Source organism: Paenibacillus amylolyticus (genome assembly GCF_047302515.1).
Taxonomy (GTDB): domain Bacteria; phylum Bacillota; class Bacilli; order Paenibacillales; family Paenibacillaceae; genus Paenibacillus; species Paenibacillus amylolyticus_G.
The window spans coordinates 4,163,247-4,180,160 of record NZ_CP168019.1; the positions used below are offsets into that span (position 1 = coordinate 4,163,247).

At 40.5% G+C, this 16,914-nt stretch carries 17 protein-coding genes and 1 pseudogene; 6 read left to right on the plus strand and 12 right to left on the minus strand.

All coding sequences use genetic code 11. The features are described 5' to 3' along the window. Window positions 1-105: 105 nt before the first annotated feature. The 4 genes from ACDJ59_RS18085 to ACDJ59_RS18100 form a co-directional block, all read right to left on the minus strand. The gene (locus tag ACDJ59_RS18085) at window positions 106-903 is read right to left on the minus strand and encodes a GNAT family N-acetyltransferase (RefSeq protein WP_413404659.1); all 798 of its coding nucleotides are present in this window, start codon (window positions 901-903) and stop codon (window positions 106-108) included. Between the two features lie 102 nt (window positions 904-1,005). After that, window positions 1,006-1,953, minus strand: coding sequence for a hypothetical protein (locus ACDJ59_RS18090; protein ID WP_413404661.1), 948 nt, complete (start codon window positions 1,951-1,953; stop codon window positions 1,006-1,008). Window positions 1,954-2,940: 987 nt separating this feature from the next. Further along, window positions 2,941-3,813, minus strand: a complete 873-nt coding sequence (locus tag ACDJ59_RS18095) for a carbohydrate ABC transporter permease (RefSeq protein ID WP_340016235.1) — start codon at window positions 3,811-3,813, stop codon at window positions 2,941-2,943. 16 nt (window positions 3,814-3,829) lie between these two features. Further along, window positions 3,830-4,687 (minus strand): ABC transporter permease, encoded by an 858-nt coding sequence (locus ACDJ59_RS18100; protein ID WP_179086446.1) that lies wholly within the window; start codon window positions 4,685-4,687, stop codon window positions 3,830-3,832. Between the two features lie 274 nt (window positions 4,688-4,961). On the opposite strand from ACDJ59_RS18100, the gene ACDJ59_RS18105 reads away from it, so the two are divergent. The 3 genes from ACDJ59_RS18105 (at window position 4,962) to ACDJ59_RS18115 (ending at window position 10,643) form a co-directional block, all read left to right on the plus strand. Then, window positions 4,962-6,773 (plus strand): sensor histidine kinase, encoded by a 1,812-nt coding sequence (locus ACDJ59_RS18105; RefSeq protein WP_413404663.1) that lies wholly within the window; start codon window positions 4,962-4,964, stop codon window positions 6,771-6,773. Window positions 6,774-7,003: 230 nt separating this feature from the next. Continuing rightward, window positions 7,004-8,614, plus strand: a complete 1,611-nt coding sequence (locus tag ACDJ59_RS18110; RefSeq protein ID WP_413404665.1) for a response regulator transcription factor — start codon at window positions 7,004-7,006, stop codon at window positions 8,612-8,614. Between the two features lie 349 nt (window positions 8,615-8,963). Continuing rightward, a complete protein-coding gene (locus tag ACDJ59_RS18115; protein ID WP_413404667.1) occupies window positions 8,964-10,643 on the plus strand; it encodes an ABC transporter substrate-binding protein in 1,680 nt (559 codons plus the stop codon). A gap of 100 nt (window positions 10,644-10,743) precedes the next feature. Here the strand turns inward: ACDJ59_RS18115 and ACDJ59_RS18120 are convergent, their stop codons facing one another. Together ACDJ59_RS18120 and ACDJ59_RS18125 are read right to left on the minus strand one after the other, a co-directional pair. Continuing rightward, entirely contained in the window at window positions 10,744-11,067 is a 324-nt protein-coding gene (locus tag ACDJ59_RS18120) for a hypothetical protein (RefSeq protein WP_413404669.1), read from the minus strand. Window positions 11,068-11,109: 42 nt separating this feature from the next. Then, window positions 11,110-11,292 (minus strand): aspartyl-phosphate phosphatase Spo0E family protein, encoded by a 183-nt coding sequence (locus ACDJ59_RS18125; RefSeq protein WP_413404671.1) that lies wholly within the window; start codon window positions 11,290-11,292, stop codon window positions 11,110-11,112. Window positions 11,293-11,456: 164 nt separating this feature from the next. Between ACDJ59_RS18125 and ACDJ59_RS18130 the strand changes: the two genes are divergently transcribed. Continuing rightward, window positions 11,457-11,702 carry a helix-turn-helix domain-containing protein gene (locus ACDJ59_RS18130; RefSeq protein WP_282318908.1) on the plus strand — a complete coding sequence of 82 codons (246 nt, stop codon included), beginning with the start codon at window positions 11,457-11,459 and terminating at the stop codon, window positions 11,700-11,702. A 242-nt stretch (window positions 11,703-11,944) separates the two neighbouring features. On the opposite strand, the gene ACDJ59_RS18135 is transcribed toward ACDJ59_RS18130, so the two are convergent. Next, window positions 11,945-12,115, minus strand: coding sequence for a hypothetical protein (locus ACDJ59_RS18135; protein ID WP_282318909.1), 171 nt, complete (start codon window positions 12,113-12,115; stop codon window positions 11,945-11,947). A 368-nt stretch (window positions 12,116-12,483) separates the two neighbouring features. On the opposite strand from ACDJ59_RS18135, the gene ACDJ59_RS18140 reads away from it, so the two are divergent. Then, a complete protein-coding gene (locus ACDJ59_RS18140; RefSeq protein ID WP_413404674.1) occupies window positions 12,484-12,966 on the plus strand; it encodes a hypothetical protein in 483 nt (160 codons plus the stop codon). Here the strand turns inward: ACDJ59_RS18140 and ACDJ59_RS18145 are convergent. After that, window positions 12,963-13,214 (minus strand): hypothetical protein, encoded by a 252-nt coding sequence (locus tag ACDJ59_RS18145; protein WP_282318911.1) that lies wholly within the window; start codon window positions 13,212-13,214, stop codon window positions 12,963-12,965. The two genes, ACDJ59_RS18140 and ACDJ59_RS18145, sit on opposite strands and share 4 nt — an antisense overlap. Window positions 13,215-13,285: 71 nt before the next feature. Between ACDJ59_RS18145 and ACDJ59_RS18150 the strand changes: the two are divergent. Next, a pseudogene (locus tag ACDJ59_RS18150) lies at window positions 13,286-13,627 on the plus strand (IS30 family transposase); the annotation flags it as partial. A 175-nt stretch (window positions 13,628-13,802) separates the two neighbouring features. Here the strand turns inward: ACDJ59_RS18150 and ACDJ59_RS18155 are convergent. The 4 genes from ACDJ59_RS18155 to ACDJ59_RS18170 form a co-directional block, all read right to left on the minus strand. After that, the gene (locus tag ACDJ59_RS18155) at window positions 13,803-15,323 is read right to left on the minus strand and encodes a hypothetical protein (protein ID WP_413404676.1); all 1,521 of its coding nucleotides are present in this window, start codon (window positions 15,321-15,323) and stop codon (window positions 13,803-13,805) included. A gap of 375 nt (window positions 15,324-15,698) precedes the next feature. After that, complete coding sequence (locus tag ACDJ59_RS18160) at window positions 15,699-15,908, minus strand: hypothetical protein (RefSeq protein WP_413404677.1); 210 nt, start codon at window positions 15,906-15,908, stop codon at window positions 15,699-15,701. Next, complete coding sequence (locus ACDJ59_RS18165; RefSeq protein WP_413404679.1) at window positions 15,886-16,578, minus strand: nuclease-related domain-containing protein; 693 nt, start codon at window positions 16,576-16,578, stop codon at window positions 15,886-15,888. The genes ACDJ59_RS18160 and ACDJ59_RS18165 overlap by 23 nt, the downstream gene beginning before the upstream one ends. Window positions 16,579-16,700: 122 nt before the next feature. Next, on the minus strand, window positions 16,701-16,907 hold the full coding sequence (locus ACDJ59_RS18170) for a hypothetical protein (RefSeq protein WP_413404680.1): 207 nt from the start codon (window positions 16,905-16,907) through the stop codon (window positions 16,701-16,703). Window positions 16,908-16,914: the final 7 nt, after the last annotated feature.

A 16,914-nucleotide genomic window follows, 5' to 3' on the forward strand; every position in this document is an offset into this window, starting at 1 on the left:
AGGGCGATGTTTCCGAATATGAGGGGGAGCATCGCCTTTTTACTACTCACTTCCAGTGCTTAGATAGCACAGCCACAATGCCAAGAACGGATACATCAGTAACTGTCACTCAGGATACCAGTACATCGGATGCTCCCCGATCTTTTCAAATCCCAATTTCGTAGCCAGCTCATTCGATGCTAGGTTATCCGAATGACAGCTCCAGTTGGGAATGAGATTTTTGACTAGGCAATCTTTTATGAATAAAATACCTAATTGACTAGCTAATCCTTGACGTTTGAATTCTTCAATAGTGATGATATCGATCTCAGCATATCCCCCGCCAACATAAGGGGATGTACATACACTGACCAGTTGATCGTTTTTCTTGATGAAATGCCCAATCCCATGTTCAACGAACTGTTCGGTGGATGACCACACCAGTTGATAGTAGGGATAAAACTTTTGCCTATACTCCTGAGCTATGACCGCATTTAATGGCAAATATTCAAATGGCTTTTGAACTATTGTATCTTGCCCACTGTACAATTTCAGAAATTTTTTTGGATTGAATGAATAATATGTGCGGGTAATTTTTTTGCCATGCCGTATGTGATATGAATCAATCTTGTTTGCCCAGGCTGTTGTAAAAACACCTAAAGCAAAAAAGCCAGGATGGTTCGACTCTTCATTCATGAACTGGACCACATCTGCGATAAACAACTCGTCCTCTTCATCTCCGGCCAAACCATAAAATCCACCGTTGCTGGTAATCAATACAGAGGTTGGTGACCTCTCTTCATTGACAAACACTCGACCTTGTTGCGTGTGATCGATGACAGACCGTACGTAGACCGCTTTATTCTGGATCGAATCCAATAAAGGTAACACCAAATGATATTGATCCAGTGCAAGTTCTCTCATGCTCAACTTCCTCTACTCTGTGATTTACGCAGCCGACCGATATACTATACGAGCTAACCCAGAACCTCAGTAGACTTCGCATTCAAATATCTATATCCAATTTTATTTTTTATAATGCTCTCTCTTTATGTACTCCCTTACTTTATCTGAGAATGTAGAAATAATGATTGTCGATAAAATAGTCACTTCAATAATTTTGTTAGAGATGACATGAGTGTATTCTACTATACTTAATAAAGAATTTTGCATAATAGCATCTTGATATTTCAGTAACGCTGTACTTAAAGCAATTTGATGATGTAGTGAAAATGAGAATTTAAACATTTCTTTAATTCCAACTTCACTTTGTAACAATGAATAGGAGTACGAATATAAAATTGAAAACATAAAATCTGGTACTATATAAAAGGTTAATAAGATTCCAACATAACTCATTATGATTTCCTGAATTTTCACCTTCTCAGCCTCGATTAGTAAAGCAGTTTTTATTAGGGAAAAACATAACGATATAATTATCCATCCAACAAAAATTGACATTAGAAAAACAAAATAAACGGTAAAGTAATTGTCAATCAGTGTTTTGTAGTTTTCAAGATAACCAAAATAGTAAATATTAATTGTCGGAGCTATAATCTGGATCATAAACACTAAATAAATCATGAAAAAAGCAACTTGTAGATATAAATTAATTAAGCTGGTTGACAATTTGAAACTATCTTCTAAAAGGTAGGAAATTCTCTTCATCAAGTTTTCAAATTTAAACATGATATATACACTAAGAATTAATGCTAATATCGGTATTTTTATTATTGAAGGAAATAATAATATAATAAATAGTGCTACAAAAATTAATTTTCGTTTCTGTACATCTCCCTTAAGTTCCTTTACCATGCAAATTAGATAAACCAGACTGTAAATATAAAGAATCCACTCTTTTTCAGTTAAGTAAAAGATACATAATGTTATAAAAGCTCCAGAAATAATAGGATTAGCAAACCAATCAGTCAGAACTTTCATGATTTTTATTACGACTTGAGACACCTTCTTCATTTCTGTGAATCTCCTCTATCTACAAAATTAAACTCTTGAATTTCAATTTCAACTAATTCATTCATGAACTCAACAATTTCTTCAGACTGTGATTCTAGTATTAGGCAAGATATCTCTTTAATCTTTTTCTGATACAGTTTCAAGTTTAAATGCATTTATGGCTATCGTTAAATCAAATAGACCATACTTTTCAAAATCAACAGCCATACTGAACAGATATCTTGTGGTTGTATGAACTAGTATTGAGGCTTGCTTTGGTAGTTGGATTAATATAAAAATCAGATATCCCAGGATTAGTATGAGAGTATCGATATTATGGACACTTGGCTTTTGGCGAAATTTTATTAATCATTTAGACTATAACCCATGGGACCTGTTACACAAATAAGAAAGCCATCAGGTACTCAATAACTATCAATAAATCTTATTTTGTCCTCTGAGATTCTATAACCACTTGGTAACGTCCTTTTGACTTCTCTTGAATTACTACTTTATTATCTGTAATAACTAATGGAAACATTGGGTTGTTTGATTTTTTAGGGGACTTCTTGTCGTTTCATAAGTTCAATTGGTATATTTTTCTGCTACAAAATAAACTTTAAAGTCTGCACGTTCATCTATTTTTTTGTACGAATATAAAATTATGATACATCTTATCCCCTCCATTTATGCTTTTCTCTATGATGTTTTTAACTCAACAGGTGTATTAATATTATTGAACAGATGCATTGCCAAGTCGCACGAGTTTATCAGTAAAATAAATGGCATAGAGTTCCCAATTAGGAACCTATTGACGTACTTAACATTAGTCCTATAAAGTGCATTCATATTATACTTTAATTGGGGATATATCACATTATGTTCAGACATATTATATACAACTATAATACAAAAAGAAGCCACCTCCCTGGCCTTCCCCAGTTCAGTGACTCCCTTTTCATAATACATTCCTTTAAGTTGAGCAACACATGTTTACATTTACGTTCCCTACTCCTTAACAGCACCAACTACGATCCCCGTTACAAAATAACGTTGCAGGAATGGATACACCAGCAGGATCGGCAGTGCGCTGATAAAGATCTGCGAAGCCCGAATGGTCCGTTGGGACAGGTTCGCAACTGCTTCCGGATCAAGCTTCGACATGTCAGCCTGCACGATGATCGTCTGCATGAATGTCGCGAGTGGCAGTTTTTCCGCATCACGGATGTAGATGATCCCGTCAAAGTATGCGTTCCAATGCCCAACCATCATGAAGAGCGAAACCGTTGCAATAACAGGTACGGAGACCGGCAGATAGATTTTGATAAACGTCTGGAAATGTCCTGCGCCATCGATAAATGCAGCTTCCTCCAGATCCTTTGGAACGGTACGGAAGAAATTCAGCAACAGAATGATGTTGAACACCGCAACCAATCCTGGCAAGATCAAAGCCAGCAATGTGTTCATCAGTCCCAGCTTCAGAATCAGGATATACCCCGGAATGAGGCCACCGCTGAACAACATCGTGATGACAAAATACCACAGATAGATGTTACGTGCACGGAACACCCGCGTCTCCTTGGAGAGCGCATAGGCTGCAATCGTATTAACGATTAACGCAAGTCCTGTACCCAGTACCGTCCGCTCCACGGATACCCATAAGGAGGAGAGGAAGTTGGTATTGGCAAATGTTTTCGCATACGCCTCCAGTGTAAATCCAATCGGCCAGAACGTGACGAGACCAGCATTCGCAGGTGCAGATGCGCTAAGAGATACCATGAGCAAGTGATACAAAGGCAGCAAGCAGAGCAGTGAAAGAATGGTCAGAAATACATTGTTGAATATGCTAAATATGCGGTAAGGCATCGTTTTATGATACATTTGTTCGTCCTCCTCTCTAGAAAATTCGGTATCCGGCGAATCGGTAAGCCAGTCGGTACGAGATCACAATCAGGATCAGGCTGATGACCGATTTGAACAGATTCACAGCGGTAGCGAAACTGAACTGTCCACTAAGCAGACCTTCTCTGTACACAAACGTATCGATAATATCTCCTTGTTGGTAAATCAACGGACTATATAAGTTAAAGATCTGGTCAAAGTTGGCGTTAAGCACATTCCCCAGTGCCAAGGTTGCAATGACGATCCCAATCGGAATAAGAGCCGGGATGGTAATATACATCGTTTGCTTCCAGCGTCCTGCGCCGTCCACCTCAGCCGCTTCATAAAGTGCCGGGTTAATGCCGGACAATGCCGCAAGGAAGATGATCGTGTTGAATCCAAACTCTTTCCAGACATCACTCGCAATAATCGTGAATCGGAACCAGCTGCCATCCCCCAGGAAGAAGATCGGCTTGATACCGAATACCGAGACCAGGAACTGATTGACAATACCCGTCTGGGCCAGAATATCGATCAGGATACCGGATAACGTTACCCATGACAGAAAGTGTGGTAGATACACGAGCGTTTGAATCGTTCTTTTCAGCGCCATCTTCCGTACCTCGTTTAGCAATAAGGCGAAGACAAACGGAATGATCAGATTCATGACGATCTTCGTACAGGCAAAGAACAGCGTGTTCCACGTAATTTGCAGGAAATAATCATTTTCCCACATGTACCTGAAGTGCTTCAGTCCTACCCATTCGGAATTGAAAAATCCCAGTGCAGGTTTATAATCCTGAAATGCCATCAAAATCCCGGACATCGGAATGTATGAAAATATAAAGACCATAATGGCCGCCGGCAACACCATGAAGTGCAGAATCCATGGCTGTTTATAGCGTTTTTTTCTCTTTTTTTCCAGCTTGTTCCCAACGTTTGCCTGCGGGAAACGCTTACCCTCCAATTTAGCCTCCATAGCACTGCTCCTGTTCCCAAAAAAAGTTTTTGTGTGTGATGGGGTTCTCTGATATAAATAGTATCAAGCCATACTGAGGTCTGCTATATAACATTGTTAGGCTTGATAGTGTTTTGTTAGGGCCATCCTAGAAGAAGTTGTTTACACACGAATTAGAAGGAGACTTTTTATGCATATATGGAAGCGCTTCATGTTTTTTCAAGGTAAGACCCGATCCCCATTCAGTCTTTTTGCCAAAATAAACTTGTTAATTGTGGTCTTGTTCATCCCCATTCTAATTATGTACACCTACTCGAATAACGTCACCTATGATGTCGTCAGCAAAGAACTGCAGATCTCCAACACAAAACAGCTCACGTTTCTGTCCAGTCAGATCGACTCCCGTATCAACCAGATGATGGATTTCAGCCTGATTCTCTCCCGAGATCCCAATGTCAGAGCATTCAACGGCCTCAATATGTGGGATGATCGGTATGACCGGATGCAGACCCGTTATGTGATACAAGAGAAGATGATGCTGCAAACCGGCGTTACGGATATATGGCCCACCCGATATGCGGTGCATTCACAGCAGAATAAGGATGTCATCGCTAACTACAATCAAACGACAGGGTATGATGAGGCGTATTTGAAAAAAAATATGAGTGGACGATGGACCTATGGGGATCAGGGTGCCGCATCACAGGACGAACTGAACTCCTTCTATTGGTTCTATACGGATTCATTGGCACAGCCGGGGATGCTCACGGGAAGTAACCTGGTGATTGAAGCCAGCTTCAGCTACGAGAACATTCAAAATATGCTGGATACGTATAAAGCGGGCGGACAAGGCGATCCTTTCTTGTATCACAAAGGAAATTCCCCCATTCTGAATCGCAGCGCGGACAAGCAATTATCCGCAGAACTCATTCAGTATCTGGACACGCATTCTCCGGAAGATACTACACAGGATGTCGTAGAGCTGAACGGTAAGAACTATCTGGTTAGTTCCGTGAAGTCCACTTATCTGGATTGGCATCTGGTTGACGTGATTCCACTGTATCAGATTTTGAAACCCATCTCGCTGAGTCAAAATCTGTTCTACACCTGTATGATTTTGCTGCTGGTGGTGGGCATCTCTGCTTCAATCCTGCTGTACCGAAATGTTCAATATCCGATCAAAAAACTGATCAAAGGCTTACGCCGTGTAGAACAAGGGGACTATTCTGTCCGACTGTATAGCAAAAACCAGAATGAGTTCTCATTCCTGTTCCGCCGATTCAACGATATGTCCCATCAGATTCAAGATCTGATCGAGAATGTGTTCCATGAGAAAATTAGAGCCAGGGAAGCTACGCTGAAGCAATTACAAGCGCAGATTAATCCGCATTTCCTATATAATTGTCTTGGTTATATCATCAACATGGCTCAGATGAAGGACGAGCAAGCTGTCGTCTCCATGGCGCATAACCTAAGTGCGTATTATCGCTACACCACCCGTATGGAACGGGAGACGTCGTCGCTACAAGAAGAGATCAAGCTGCTGATCAACTATCTGGATATCCAGAAGCTGCGCAATGGTCGCATTGAGTATCACATCGATATCCCTGAGGATATGCTTGGCCAGTCGGTGCCGCGATTAATGCTTCAGCCGATGGTTGAGAATTCCGTCATTCACGGCGTGGCGAAGTCCTATTCTTCCGGGGAAATCCGAATTACCGGGGAGCGCTTGAATGGTTTTGGCAGAATATACATCGACGACGATGGTCCAGGCTTAAGCCCGGAACAGTACGAAGCGCTGAACTTGAAGATGCAGGAACCACTACAAGAAGAAATGGGCTGCGGCCTTTGGAATACGCACCAACGAATCACGCACCTGTTCGGCAGTCACTCCTACCTCCTATTCGGCCCATCCCCACTAGGCGGATTCCGAACCGAAATCATCTGGGAGATACCAAAAGAGGACACGGATTCCGATAAAGGAAATACCGATACTAACTGATGCGATACTAACGATAAGTTGATATTTGATTTTGAACGAACCATTTACACGTGAACGCAGAGGACAGAAAAAACCTGAAGAAACGAAGTGTTCGCCTTTCAAGCACCATTTCAACCTTATAATCATCTAAGTCAGAAAATGGGGCTTGAACAGCGATCGGAAGGTTGTTCTGTCATCGGAGTGGCAAGTGTAAATATGCCTTAGTTCAACCAACAAGGAGACAATACACCATGCAAATGATGATCGTAGACGATGAAGCACACTGGGTCGATAACCTGTCCATGACCAAGCCCTGGCACACACTGGGGATCGAACATGTGCATAAAGCATACTCGGCCCACGAAGCACTACAAATGATCGACACTCACCCCATCGATATCGTGATCTCAGACATTCAGATGCCTGAGATGACAGGAATTGAACTAATCGAACGCATCCGCATCCGGGACAAAAAAATAAAATGTATTCTGTTATCCGGGTATTCCGAATTTGATTACGCCAAAAAAGCCATCCAGTTCGAGGCCGTGGACTATCTGCTCAAGCCCCCGACAGACGAGGAATTAATGGGCGCTGTGCAGAAAGCCATCGATCAATTGAACAACGAATGGGAAATGGTCAGTTCACTGACACGAACGCAGTTTACGTTGCGAGAGAATCTCCCCCATTTGCAGGGACGACTGCTCCTAGGGGCTTTACAGGGACAACGAATCGCCGCTGCGGAATGGGATCGGAAGCTAGCCAATTACGCTCTGCCCTTTCATACCGGGGATGCCGCAATAATGCTCGTAAGGCTGGAAGAAGAATTCGGACACTATGACAGCAATGATCAGACCCTGATCGAATATGCCATCATCAATATGGCGGAAGAGATTATGGGTGAGTTTATGGAAGTGTGGGGCGTCAAGGAGGAGCACGGATATCTGGTGTTTTTGCTTCAGTTGAAAGATCGGAAAGGCGATATTGGCAAAGAAACCATTCTGGAGAAGCTATCGATTCAGCTCCAATCCAAAGTAAAACAGTTTCTGAAAGGCTCCCTCTCCATCGTTATCACCGAGTGGTTCACCTTTCCGGATCAGCTCTACGATCGCTTCCGTCAGGCTTCCGCTTACTTCCGGCAGATCGTTGGCGATGAACGCGAATTTGTCATGCGTGTCAGCGATGTCGAGACACCTGCGGCACAAGGTCCCTTGGACGTACTGTACACCCCGCCCACCTTTATTAGTTTGCTAGAGAGCGGACAGTGGGATGCAGCGGAAGAGAAAATACGCGCGGTCTGCGCAGAGCTGGATGAGAAATGGTCGGAATCCTGGGAGCATTGTATGGAGGCTGGTTTTCTTATTACGGCTTCATTCACCAATATTGCCCACCGGAACAAGCTGACTCTGACCACTTTAATGGGGGATGATGTCGAGGGTTTGCAAAGTGGGGAAGTTTTCGCTACCATCAGCAAATTGCGGAAATGGTCGCTCAGTGTGCTGGGCAAACTCAAAGAAGGCACGTCCAACGAGATCAAGGACATCCGTTCCGAGTATGTGAAGAAGATTCAGGATTTTACAGATAAGAACCTGCATCTGGATGTGTCTTTGCGTGTACTAGCCGACCATGTTAATCTGCACCCGACCCATTTGTCCAAGATTTATAAGATCGAAACGGGCGAAGGCATCAGTGATTATATCTCGCGCCTACGCATGGATCGGGCCTGCCACAAGCTGGTCACGACCACCAAAAAAGTGTACGAAATCAGCATGGAGATTGGTTATATGGACCCGGCTTATTTTATCAAAGTGTTCAAACGCCAGTTTGGCGTTACGCCGCAGGAATACCGAGACCAGCATAAATAACATTTTAGAGGTTGTTCAAAAAATCGGCTTTTGATTACGAAGGATGCCTCACGGCATCATCAGCATCGAATATGGAATTCAGCCGAAATAAGCGGGAGGCTTACGAAGTATATTTCCTTTGGAAACATTGTAGTTGCTCACGTAGTTTTCCTACGCTCCGCTACTCCATTTCTAGCTTTATCCCATCTTCTCGGTACTGAAAACCGAATTTTTTGAACTTTATTTGAACGTTCTTTTGGAACATTCACTAATAGAGTCCTATCGAAACTAACAAACTCATATAGATGCACTCCCGCACAAATTGGTACAGTTACACTGTAAAGATCATACACCGTAGGGGGATTGAACAATGATCAAATTCAAAAAAACATGGTGGTCACTGCTCATGGTTATCGCGCTCATCACGATCACTGCGTGCGGCAGTGGCGAGACAAGCAGTGACAATGGTAATAATACGCCGGGAACTGTCGGCTCAGCTGAAGCAGAAGCTGCTTTTGCCAAAGGAAAATATGACCCACCCATCGAGTTCAGTTCGGTATTGATGCCGAAGAAATACGTGCAAGGAGATACCAAAGAAAATAACGTGCACGATCGCTGGATGCTCGAAACGCTGGGTATGAAGCATAAAGATACCTGGTATCCGGCCAATGACGATCAATACAGACAAAAGCTTCAACTGGCTATCGCTTCTGGCGAGACGCTGCCTGATTTCGTAACCGTACCCACCAATGCGGTACTGACCAATCAACTGATCGACTCCGGTCAATTCATCGCTATCGATGAGTTGTTCGACAAGTACGCGAGTCAGACCCTGAAAGATCATGCAACAGCACATCCTGAACTGTGGTATCCGTTCACGAAGGACGGCAAGAAATACAACATGCCGATCATGGAGTACACCGATAACGACGATACACTGCTCTGGCTCCGCGAGGACTGGATGGAGAAGCTGAACCTGGAAGCTCCGAAAACCATCGCAGACCTTGAGAACATCATGGACAAATTCAAAAACGAGAACCCGGACGGTCTGTCTCCAGACAAAGTATTCCCACTGGCGATCTCGCTGAAAAATAACACCAACACCTGGATGGGCCAACTCGACTGGTTGTTCGGTGCATATGGCACAATCGAGGAGCAATGGAACAAAGACGCAAACGGCAATCTGGAGTACGGCTCCGTTAACCCGGGTGCGAAACAAGCCCTTGCCAAGCTGGCTGAATGGATGGAAAAAGGATATATCCATACCGACTCCGCCCTGTGGGATGAAGGTAAATCCGCTGAAAGCTGGACGGCTGGCAAAGCGGGCATTCTGCCTGGCGCAAACTGGGTTCCAGACTGGCCTGCACCTGACCTGCTCAAGAACGTACCTGGCTCAAAATATAAAGCTTATCCTGTTCCGGCTGGCCCAGACGGCAAGATCGGTACAAAGTGGCAGAACTCTGGTGTCAACGCCAGCATCATGATCAACAAAGATGCCAAGCATCCAGAAGCAATCTTCTTGTACTACAACTACTTGCTCGATAACCTGGCTAATCCGGCTGCGGGCAGCGAGTATGAATATGGCTTTGCCAAAGGTTACGACTGGGACATCGTTGACGGCAAACCAACCAGTGACAAAGAGAAGATCAAAGACTTCTCCAACGAGTTCCCGTTCCTGACAGGGCCAGCCCGTATCCCGGATCTGTTCATGAAAACACTCGTGAAGCTGGCTGACGGCGAGAAGCCTGAAACACCTTACGAGAAACAAATGGCCGAATTCCGTAAACCGGAAAACTGGTATGCAGGTAAAGTCGTGATGTCCCAGATCGACATTCGTAAACAAAACTATTTCACTGGCGCTGCAACACCAACCATGGTATCCAAATGGAACCTGCTCCGCCAGTCCGAGATGGAAACCTTCAACAAAATCATCTACGGCAAACTGCCAATTGATGCCTTTGACCAATTCGTCGCCAACTGGAAATCCAATGGCGGAGATCAGATCACGCAAGAAGTGAATGATTGGTTTAAGTCGGTAAGTGCGAAGTAAGAATTGGATTTGGGAAAAGTAGAGATTAAAAAACAGCCGAAGCGATAGTTACACGCTTCGGCTGTTTTTTTAAGTAGAGATTGAGGTCGCTTCCCCTGACTCATGGGTTCGCGTTATTTGATTGAGCCTTCGTATCGTTCTCCTCCGGCATCGACTGACCCAGCAAGGAAACTGTCAGCTGAATCCCATCCCTCAGCCCTTGCATGTACAACCGTTCATTCTCTATTCCTTTGCTAACAATGTAACGATTCTCCCACTCAGCATATCCAGGTGTCTGCTCGACATCCTCACCTTCAAACATAGCTTCGAAAGATTCGTCTGTTTCCCCACGTACACGACTAAGTTCAGAATCATGTTCGATTAGAGCAGATACCTCATCCAGCCTTGCCTGAATCGCTCGTTGCATCCACGGTGGAAAATCCATAGCTTCTCCTCCCCTCCTACGCATTATGTACCTCACTCATCATCATACAACTCGGTTATGTCTAGCCTTCATTTCACTAATTCGTGCCACCAGTTCGTCTACCCTTCTGCTCTGTTCCTGAACCTCAGGATTGTCCCACAACGGAATCGCTTGCTTCAAGGATGCCTCTCCAAGCTGATTAAGCTTGCGCCGTTCTTCTTCCAATAAGTCAAGCAACCGGCTCATACATCCACCTCTCAGATGGGTCTAAACTGCGCCATGTGTTGTTAATGCTAGACATGAGCAGTCATTTTTAATGCGATTATCGGTTTATTTTATTTTAATTCGATATACGCATTAAAACAACCATTATTTCTCATACAATTTGGTTGAAATGAGGGGTGTACATAATGAAGCATAGACAAGAACCACCTGGCGACAAAAATATTATTGGCTCTCGGGTGGTTGCCATACGTAAGAGTAAGGGAATTAAACAAAGAGAATTTCTCGCTAGATTGCAAACATTGGGGCTGGATATCAGTCAGACCAGTCTTTCCCGTTTGGAGGGTCAATATCGTCTCGTTCAAGATTATGAGGTCGTGATGATTGCGAGGGCTTTGGAGGTTTCTGTGGGGTATTTGCTTGGGGAAGTTTAGGATTGTAAAATGTACATTTTACAATTCATATAAAACTGCATCATCAATGCTATTGAGTTAGTCTTGTCTGCTGGTATAATAATATTTTTGTCTTTATCAATACCTGCCGCTAGCTCTTTATTTATATCATTAGTGTAGGTCCCCACGTTCTCCATCGTCTTTGCCTGGTTGTGCATCACAATTTTAAGCCCAGTCTTCGACTGCTCATGCTTGAGTACATTATCTTAGCCCTGCTGTAGAGCTTACGGATCGATACCATGAGAATTTCGGCACATCATATGTCTCAAATGAATCAGTTCGTTCAGATTCGCTGCCTCCAAACTCTCCCTGATCCGTACACCATATCGGCTGTCATCTCGCCCTTGACCACTCGCTTGTCCATAGCCTTCTGGTTGGCTGCTTGAACTTAACATTACTTAAATATGCTGCCCAACTGTTTAAGCAGTTTTGGGCTGTATCCTGCTCTAAACGCTGCCTTCGTGGCATTAAGGTTAATATTCTTTAACAAATTGTTGTTGTTTTACCATAAACGCTATCACACCAGTTCCCTCAGATTTATGTAAAATAAAAAAGCATTCCCCCTAAGGATTCGGGCTGAAAAATCTGAACCTATAGATACTTTTTCTTCGTATAACAAGGTAAAAGATGAAAAGAGGATTTTTCAATGACATCACTGACTTTTTATTCTATACCCATCATCGTTTTTCTATTTTTTATACTTGTGGATATCTCAAATTTCAAATGGGTTCATTTGAAATTGAGAAGACCATCGAGGAGGTTTTTGAAAGGAATTCCATTTACACCTGAATATGAATTATCTGAGGTAAATTCAGATTTTTTCAGATATTATCGCCAATATAATTTAGAATCTTTACAGAATCTCGAAAAGGAAATTACATTAAAAAGTCCGCGATATGTTGAGAATAATCAAATGTCGAACTATATTCTTTCCTTGGTTACTATTTTCGGTTTAACCATTGCATCATATGCAATAATTTCAAATTCTATAAAATTTGATCAGAATGTAGTAGTGGCTGTTACCACTAGCAGTATAGTTGTTGGTGTTGCTGCATATTTTATGGCTGACTTGGCAATTAAAACCCTCAACGTTAATCTAATGGATCGTCACTTAATCGTTATTCGGATAGTTATTCAAGAAAAAGAAAAAGAATTACAACGTGAAGAATCAAGAAAAATAGAAAGGGAACAACTTCGCAAAATCCGGCTTCAGAAAGCAAAAAAAAGCCCCCTCAAGGAGGCTTAGTAACTCAACCCTAATATTTTATTCAGATGGTCAGCATGCTCCGCCTGTTCTTTAGCTTCTTCTTCAGCTTTCTGCTTCTTTGAGACAACTCTGAACGCCTTAACATTTCTCATATTAATGTGTCTTCCATCAATGTTAAACCAGTCGGATTCTGTCAGAAGCTTGGCTAATCTCTGTTCATCTTCCCCAACAAAATCTCTAGTCTCTTGATCACCAGAAATAAACTCAAATTCAACCAGCAATTCCATTTATCCACCTCTTCCTATTCGACGATTCTTATATCATTTCGACGTATAGGAAGGATTCACCTCTAAGAAGGGAACTGGATACCGTGGTTTCAGGCCGCGGAAAGAGTAAAGATGCGTAGCCAAGCTCGTTGAACGGAAGACACGTCTGTACACGGTGATTTTGATGCCTGATCGGACGGTATTATCCATGGAAATTGCACTGGGTGTAGCCATTTCACAATACCCTAAAGGGACGTTCCTCACCGCTACTACTGACCCGTGGCAAAGAGTTTGCTTGCTACGCCAATGTGGAAACAACCCAAGACTTAAACGTTTATTTTGCCTATCCGTGTTCATCTTGGCAACGCGGTTCCAATGAGAATACGAATGCGAGCCGATTGCTTCGAGAGTTTTTCCTGAAAGGTACGGATATTACATTTATAAATTCATATTCAATCTTCTAATAGGATTTTCGCTTTAAATGATTTATTTGACTTCCTCATTCAATTCTTTCTCTACCTTTTTATTTTTTTATTTTTTTATTTTTTCACCTTAATTAAAAAGAGCCGATAGGAATCCGGCAACTTATTATCCACCTTATTACCCTTATTAAGAGTTTAAAATACTATCAAGTGTGAAGTAATTTATATTAGCGTTCTCAGTTTCAATTTGTTTGCCAAAATAATTAGGTCTGGCTGTAACCAAGTAAGTTTTAACTATATATTCACAATCTTGCAGATTCCATGCAGCAATAATATCCTTCATATTTTCCTTCACCCATGTTGCACGTCGTTGGATTTTATCAATATCATCAAAGATTTTCTTATCTTTCTTTAAAATTTCAGTTAATTCACTAGCAGGCTTGTAATATTTAATTTCAAAAATAATAACTTCTTTTTTGAGCTTATTAATAACTATTGCATCTAAATCCCCTAAGTCCTGATTCAATTCATTTACGATTTTTTTTCTAACACCATTTCCTTGAAACATCTTTACATTTACATAAGGAATATCTTTTTCAATATAAGGTACATAATAATCATATTTATCATGAAAATGTAACGCAATTTTGTAAGCAATTAATGTAGAGATTTTTTCTTGCGCTTTTTTAAATGGCATTGTTGCTTTGCTACCAAACATTTCTTGAACGAAATGATCACTCATGGCTAAGTTTTTGAATACTGTTATACTATTAGCTGAGTCAAGTAAACCCATTGCAATAAAGTTTTCGTATTTGAAAATGAATTTGTAATCCATGTGAGGACTAGATAATCTTTGCTTCGAATTTCCTTTTGATTCATATATAAAGTAATTTATTATGTTATGTACTTTTTTTATTGGAAGGCTCATTTCTGTAAATTGATTTTCGAATATAAAGAAACATTTCATAAAATGACCATCTACAGAAGGTGAAATAGCATGTATTTGTTCATGCTTAGTTGAAATTTCAATTATTTCATTTCTAAAAATATCCAAATTTTCAAAATCGAATCCGTAAAGCTTTTCAATTTCTTTGCCTATATCTTCATTTAATTTTTTCATTTCTAGATTTCTTTTTTGAAGATACAGATTTAATTTAGTATTCTCTTCAAATTCAATTTCTTCAGGTTTCACGAGTTCTTTAAACTCGAACATATCATGAAACCATTCTAATCTATCATTCTCAATCTTTGTTTTTAACATTTCTTCCAAAGTAACATTCCAAGAAAAATAGTCATTTAATTTTATGTTATCAGAAATTTTGAATAATTCTTCACAGGTAACTAACACACTAATAAAATCTTCTTCTTTGGTGATCATATAATCACCAAAGTATTTTTCTTCTGTTAATTCTATTAGTGTAACAAATACATGACTCATATTTCTCAAATGCGAAGAATCCCAGACATTGTCACTAAAAACGTTCCAAGTCGAAATTTCTCGCAATGCTAAAGCCATAAAGTATAAATCTTCTTTAGCGTATCCCGAAATTAATGCTTTAAAGTCTTCGATATACCTATTAACAACTATTTCTGCGCCTTTTTTTACTTCGCCTGTATAAGAAGTTATAAAAGGATTATAGATTCTTTGATGCACATTGCTAAAGTATATGTCTTCATTTTGGTTAACTTTTAAATTTGCAATAAACATTATTCTTAATGTATTTCCAATATAATAATAAAATCCACATTGAGGACATGTTTCCTCTGTAATGAAATCCGTATGTAAAGACAGTTTTTTGTTGCATTTGGGACAATTCATTTTCTTCTTCCTTTCTAGTTTCTAGAATTTTTATTCCGTTCCTACATTCAGAATGCTAGTATTGATCTGTTATTTCCTTTCTTGATTTTATAATCTATTATCTTTTAACAGTGCTTTTACTTTTCTTTTGCTTCTCAGTCGTTTAGGTTGCATATAACTTTCCTTTGACCGGACATATGTCTGGTGTCCAACGAATGTTGTGGACCAAGGCCGAATGTCCACAGCGGGAATATTATGTTATTGGAAGTTAATGTCTCCATCGAATCATCTTGTAAGTGGTTTACCTATAATGCGACTTGGAAAATATTTGTCCTCGAATGGTTTACCGAAAATACTAATTGTATCTTCATCAAGTTCTGTAAAAATGGTTTCTATATGATTCAAATAGCTTTCAAAAAAGCCCCATTTCATTATTTCAACTGTAAAATGCTCAGAGAAATTTCGTAATACTTCATGGTGGAGCATACGTCCCATCGTATTTTAGTATTTCTTCAAATCGAGCGTTGGATTCATAATCTGTCTTCCACTGGGTATATTCAATATCTTGAACAATATTATTATCACTTTCTGGATCGTAATAAGACTCAAACATTAAACCATTGAACAAAGTAATAAAAAAATAAATAGTTCCTCTTTCATCGTGTATCAATTGTGCTGGGAAGATTCGATGATGCACACTATTAATCGCTGACAGTAATCCGTCCTTAATAACCAATCGTGCTTCATGCTGTTTCTTCTCCGAAAAAGCTGTGAAATTTGTAACGTGCCTATCGTATTGATACAAAAAAAGATTCTTCAATTTTTTCGGTAAAATATGATAGATGTGGTTATCCATTTGAACTGGAGTAAATTTCAAATCTGAGCCAAACTTTAAATATCTATTTTTTTCAGTGAAAAAGATCCAATGTTTGTCGCTTGACTGTTTACACGATATTCTTAACTCTATTCTTCTACGATTAATAATTTTGTAACACAGTATGTCTAATTCTCGTTGTTGATCAGGAGGAACAATATACTCTACTGAACTAAAAACAACCCAGTTATTTTCTCTTAATAAGTACGCTACTTTTTGTTCAAGAGGGTAACCCGTAGGATTATCTGCCGAATTGCCCCTTCGAATTTTATCCAGCAGACCCTGGCTCAAAAAAGGAGCCGCAGCTTGAATATTATGTTAGGCGTTGCTTCGGTCTTCTAGAGTTACCTTGATAGGTAATTCTAGAAGACCGAAGCATTCAATTATTCTTCTTCCTACGTGAATTTTTCTTTTCAATATTCATCAAATATTTGATGAATACGCTGTAGTTCGTTTCTCTTTGCCTCTACTCTTGCAAGCAAATATTCATTAGTCTCGTCAATCCAGCTTGCATTTAAGTCAAAACTTTTTAATCTCATTATCCATTGTTTACTTTTAACTGGTATTTCAAAGTCAGACCACGGATTTTGATAAAAAACCTGACAGTCATGAAAAATCATTACTATG

What these genes read in the sequence shown, in the direction of transcription:
- ACDJ59_RS18170 (WP_413404680.1), bottom strand. Translation starts at nt 16,907, where the DNA reads ATGATTTTTCATGACTGTCAGGTTTTTTATCAAAATCCGTGGTCTGAC.
- ACDJ59_RS18100 (WP_179086446.1), bottom strand. Translation starts at nt 4,687, where the DNA reads ATGGTGTTGCCGGCGGCCATTATGGTCTTTATATTTTCATACATTCCG.
- ACDJ59_RS18090 (WP_413404661.1), bottom strand. Translation starts at nt 1,953, where the DNA reads ATGAAGAAGGTGTCTCAAGTCGTAATAAAAATCATGAAAGTTCTGACT.
- ACDJ59_RS18125 (WP_413404671.1), bottom strand. Translation starts at nt 11,292, where the DNA reads ATGAGCCGGTTGCTTGACTTATTGGAAGAAGAACGGCGCAAGCTTAAT.
- ACDJ59_RS18130 (WP_282318908.1), top strand. Translation starts at nt 11,457, where the DNA reads ATGAAGCATAGACAAGAACCACCTGGCGACAAAAATATTATTGGCTCT.
- ACDJ59_RS18085 (WP_413404659.1), bottom strand. Translation starts at nt 903, where the DNA reads ATGAGAGAACTTGCACTGGATCAATATCATTTGGTGTTACCTTTATTG.
- ACDJ59_RS18120 (WP_413404669.1), bottom strand. Translation starts at nt 11,067, where the DNA reads ATGGATTTTCCACCGTGGATGCAACGAGCGATTCAGGCAAGGCTGGAT.
- ACDJ59_RS18145 (WP_282318911.1), bottom strand. Translation starts at nt 13,214, where the DNA reads ATGGAATTGCTGGTTGAATTTGAGTTTATTTCTGGTGATCAAGAGACT.
- ACDJ59_RS18110 (WP_413404665.1), top strand. Translation starts at nt 7,004, where the DNA reads ATGCAAATGATGATCGTAGACGATGAAGCACACTGGGTCGATAACCTG.
- ACDJ59_RS18135 (WP_282318909.1), bottom strand. Translation starts at nt 12,115, where the DNA reads ATGTTAAGTTCAAGCAGCCAACCAGAAGGCTATGGACAAGCGAGTGGT.
- ACDJ59_RS18115 (WP_413404667.1), top strand. Translation starts at nt 8,964, where the DNA reads ATGATCAAATTCAAAAAAACATGGTGGTCACTGCTCATGGTTATCGCG.
- ACDJ59_RS18095 (WP_340016235.1), bottom strand. Translation starts at nt 3,813, where the DNA reads ATGTATCATAAAACGATGCCTTACCGCATATTTAGCATATTCAACAAT.
- ACDJ59_RS18160 (WP_413404677.1), bottom strand. Translation starts at nt 15,908, where the DNA reads ATGGGACGTATGCTCCACCATGAAGTATTACGAAATTTCTCTGAGCAT.
- ACDJ59_RS18155 (WP_413404676.1), bottom strand. Translation starts at nt 15,323, where the DNA reads ATGTTTATTGCAAATTTAAAAGTTAACCAAAATGAAGACATATACTTT.
- ACDJ59_RS18105 (WP_413404663.1), top strand. Translation starts at nt 4,962, where the DNA reads ATGCATATATGGAAGCGCTTCATGTTTTTTCAAGGTAAGACCCGATCC.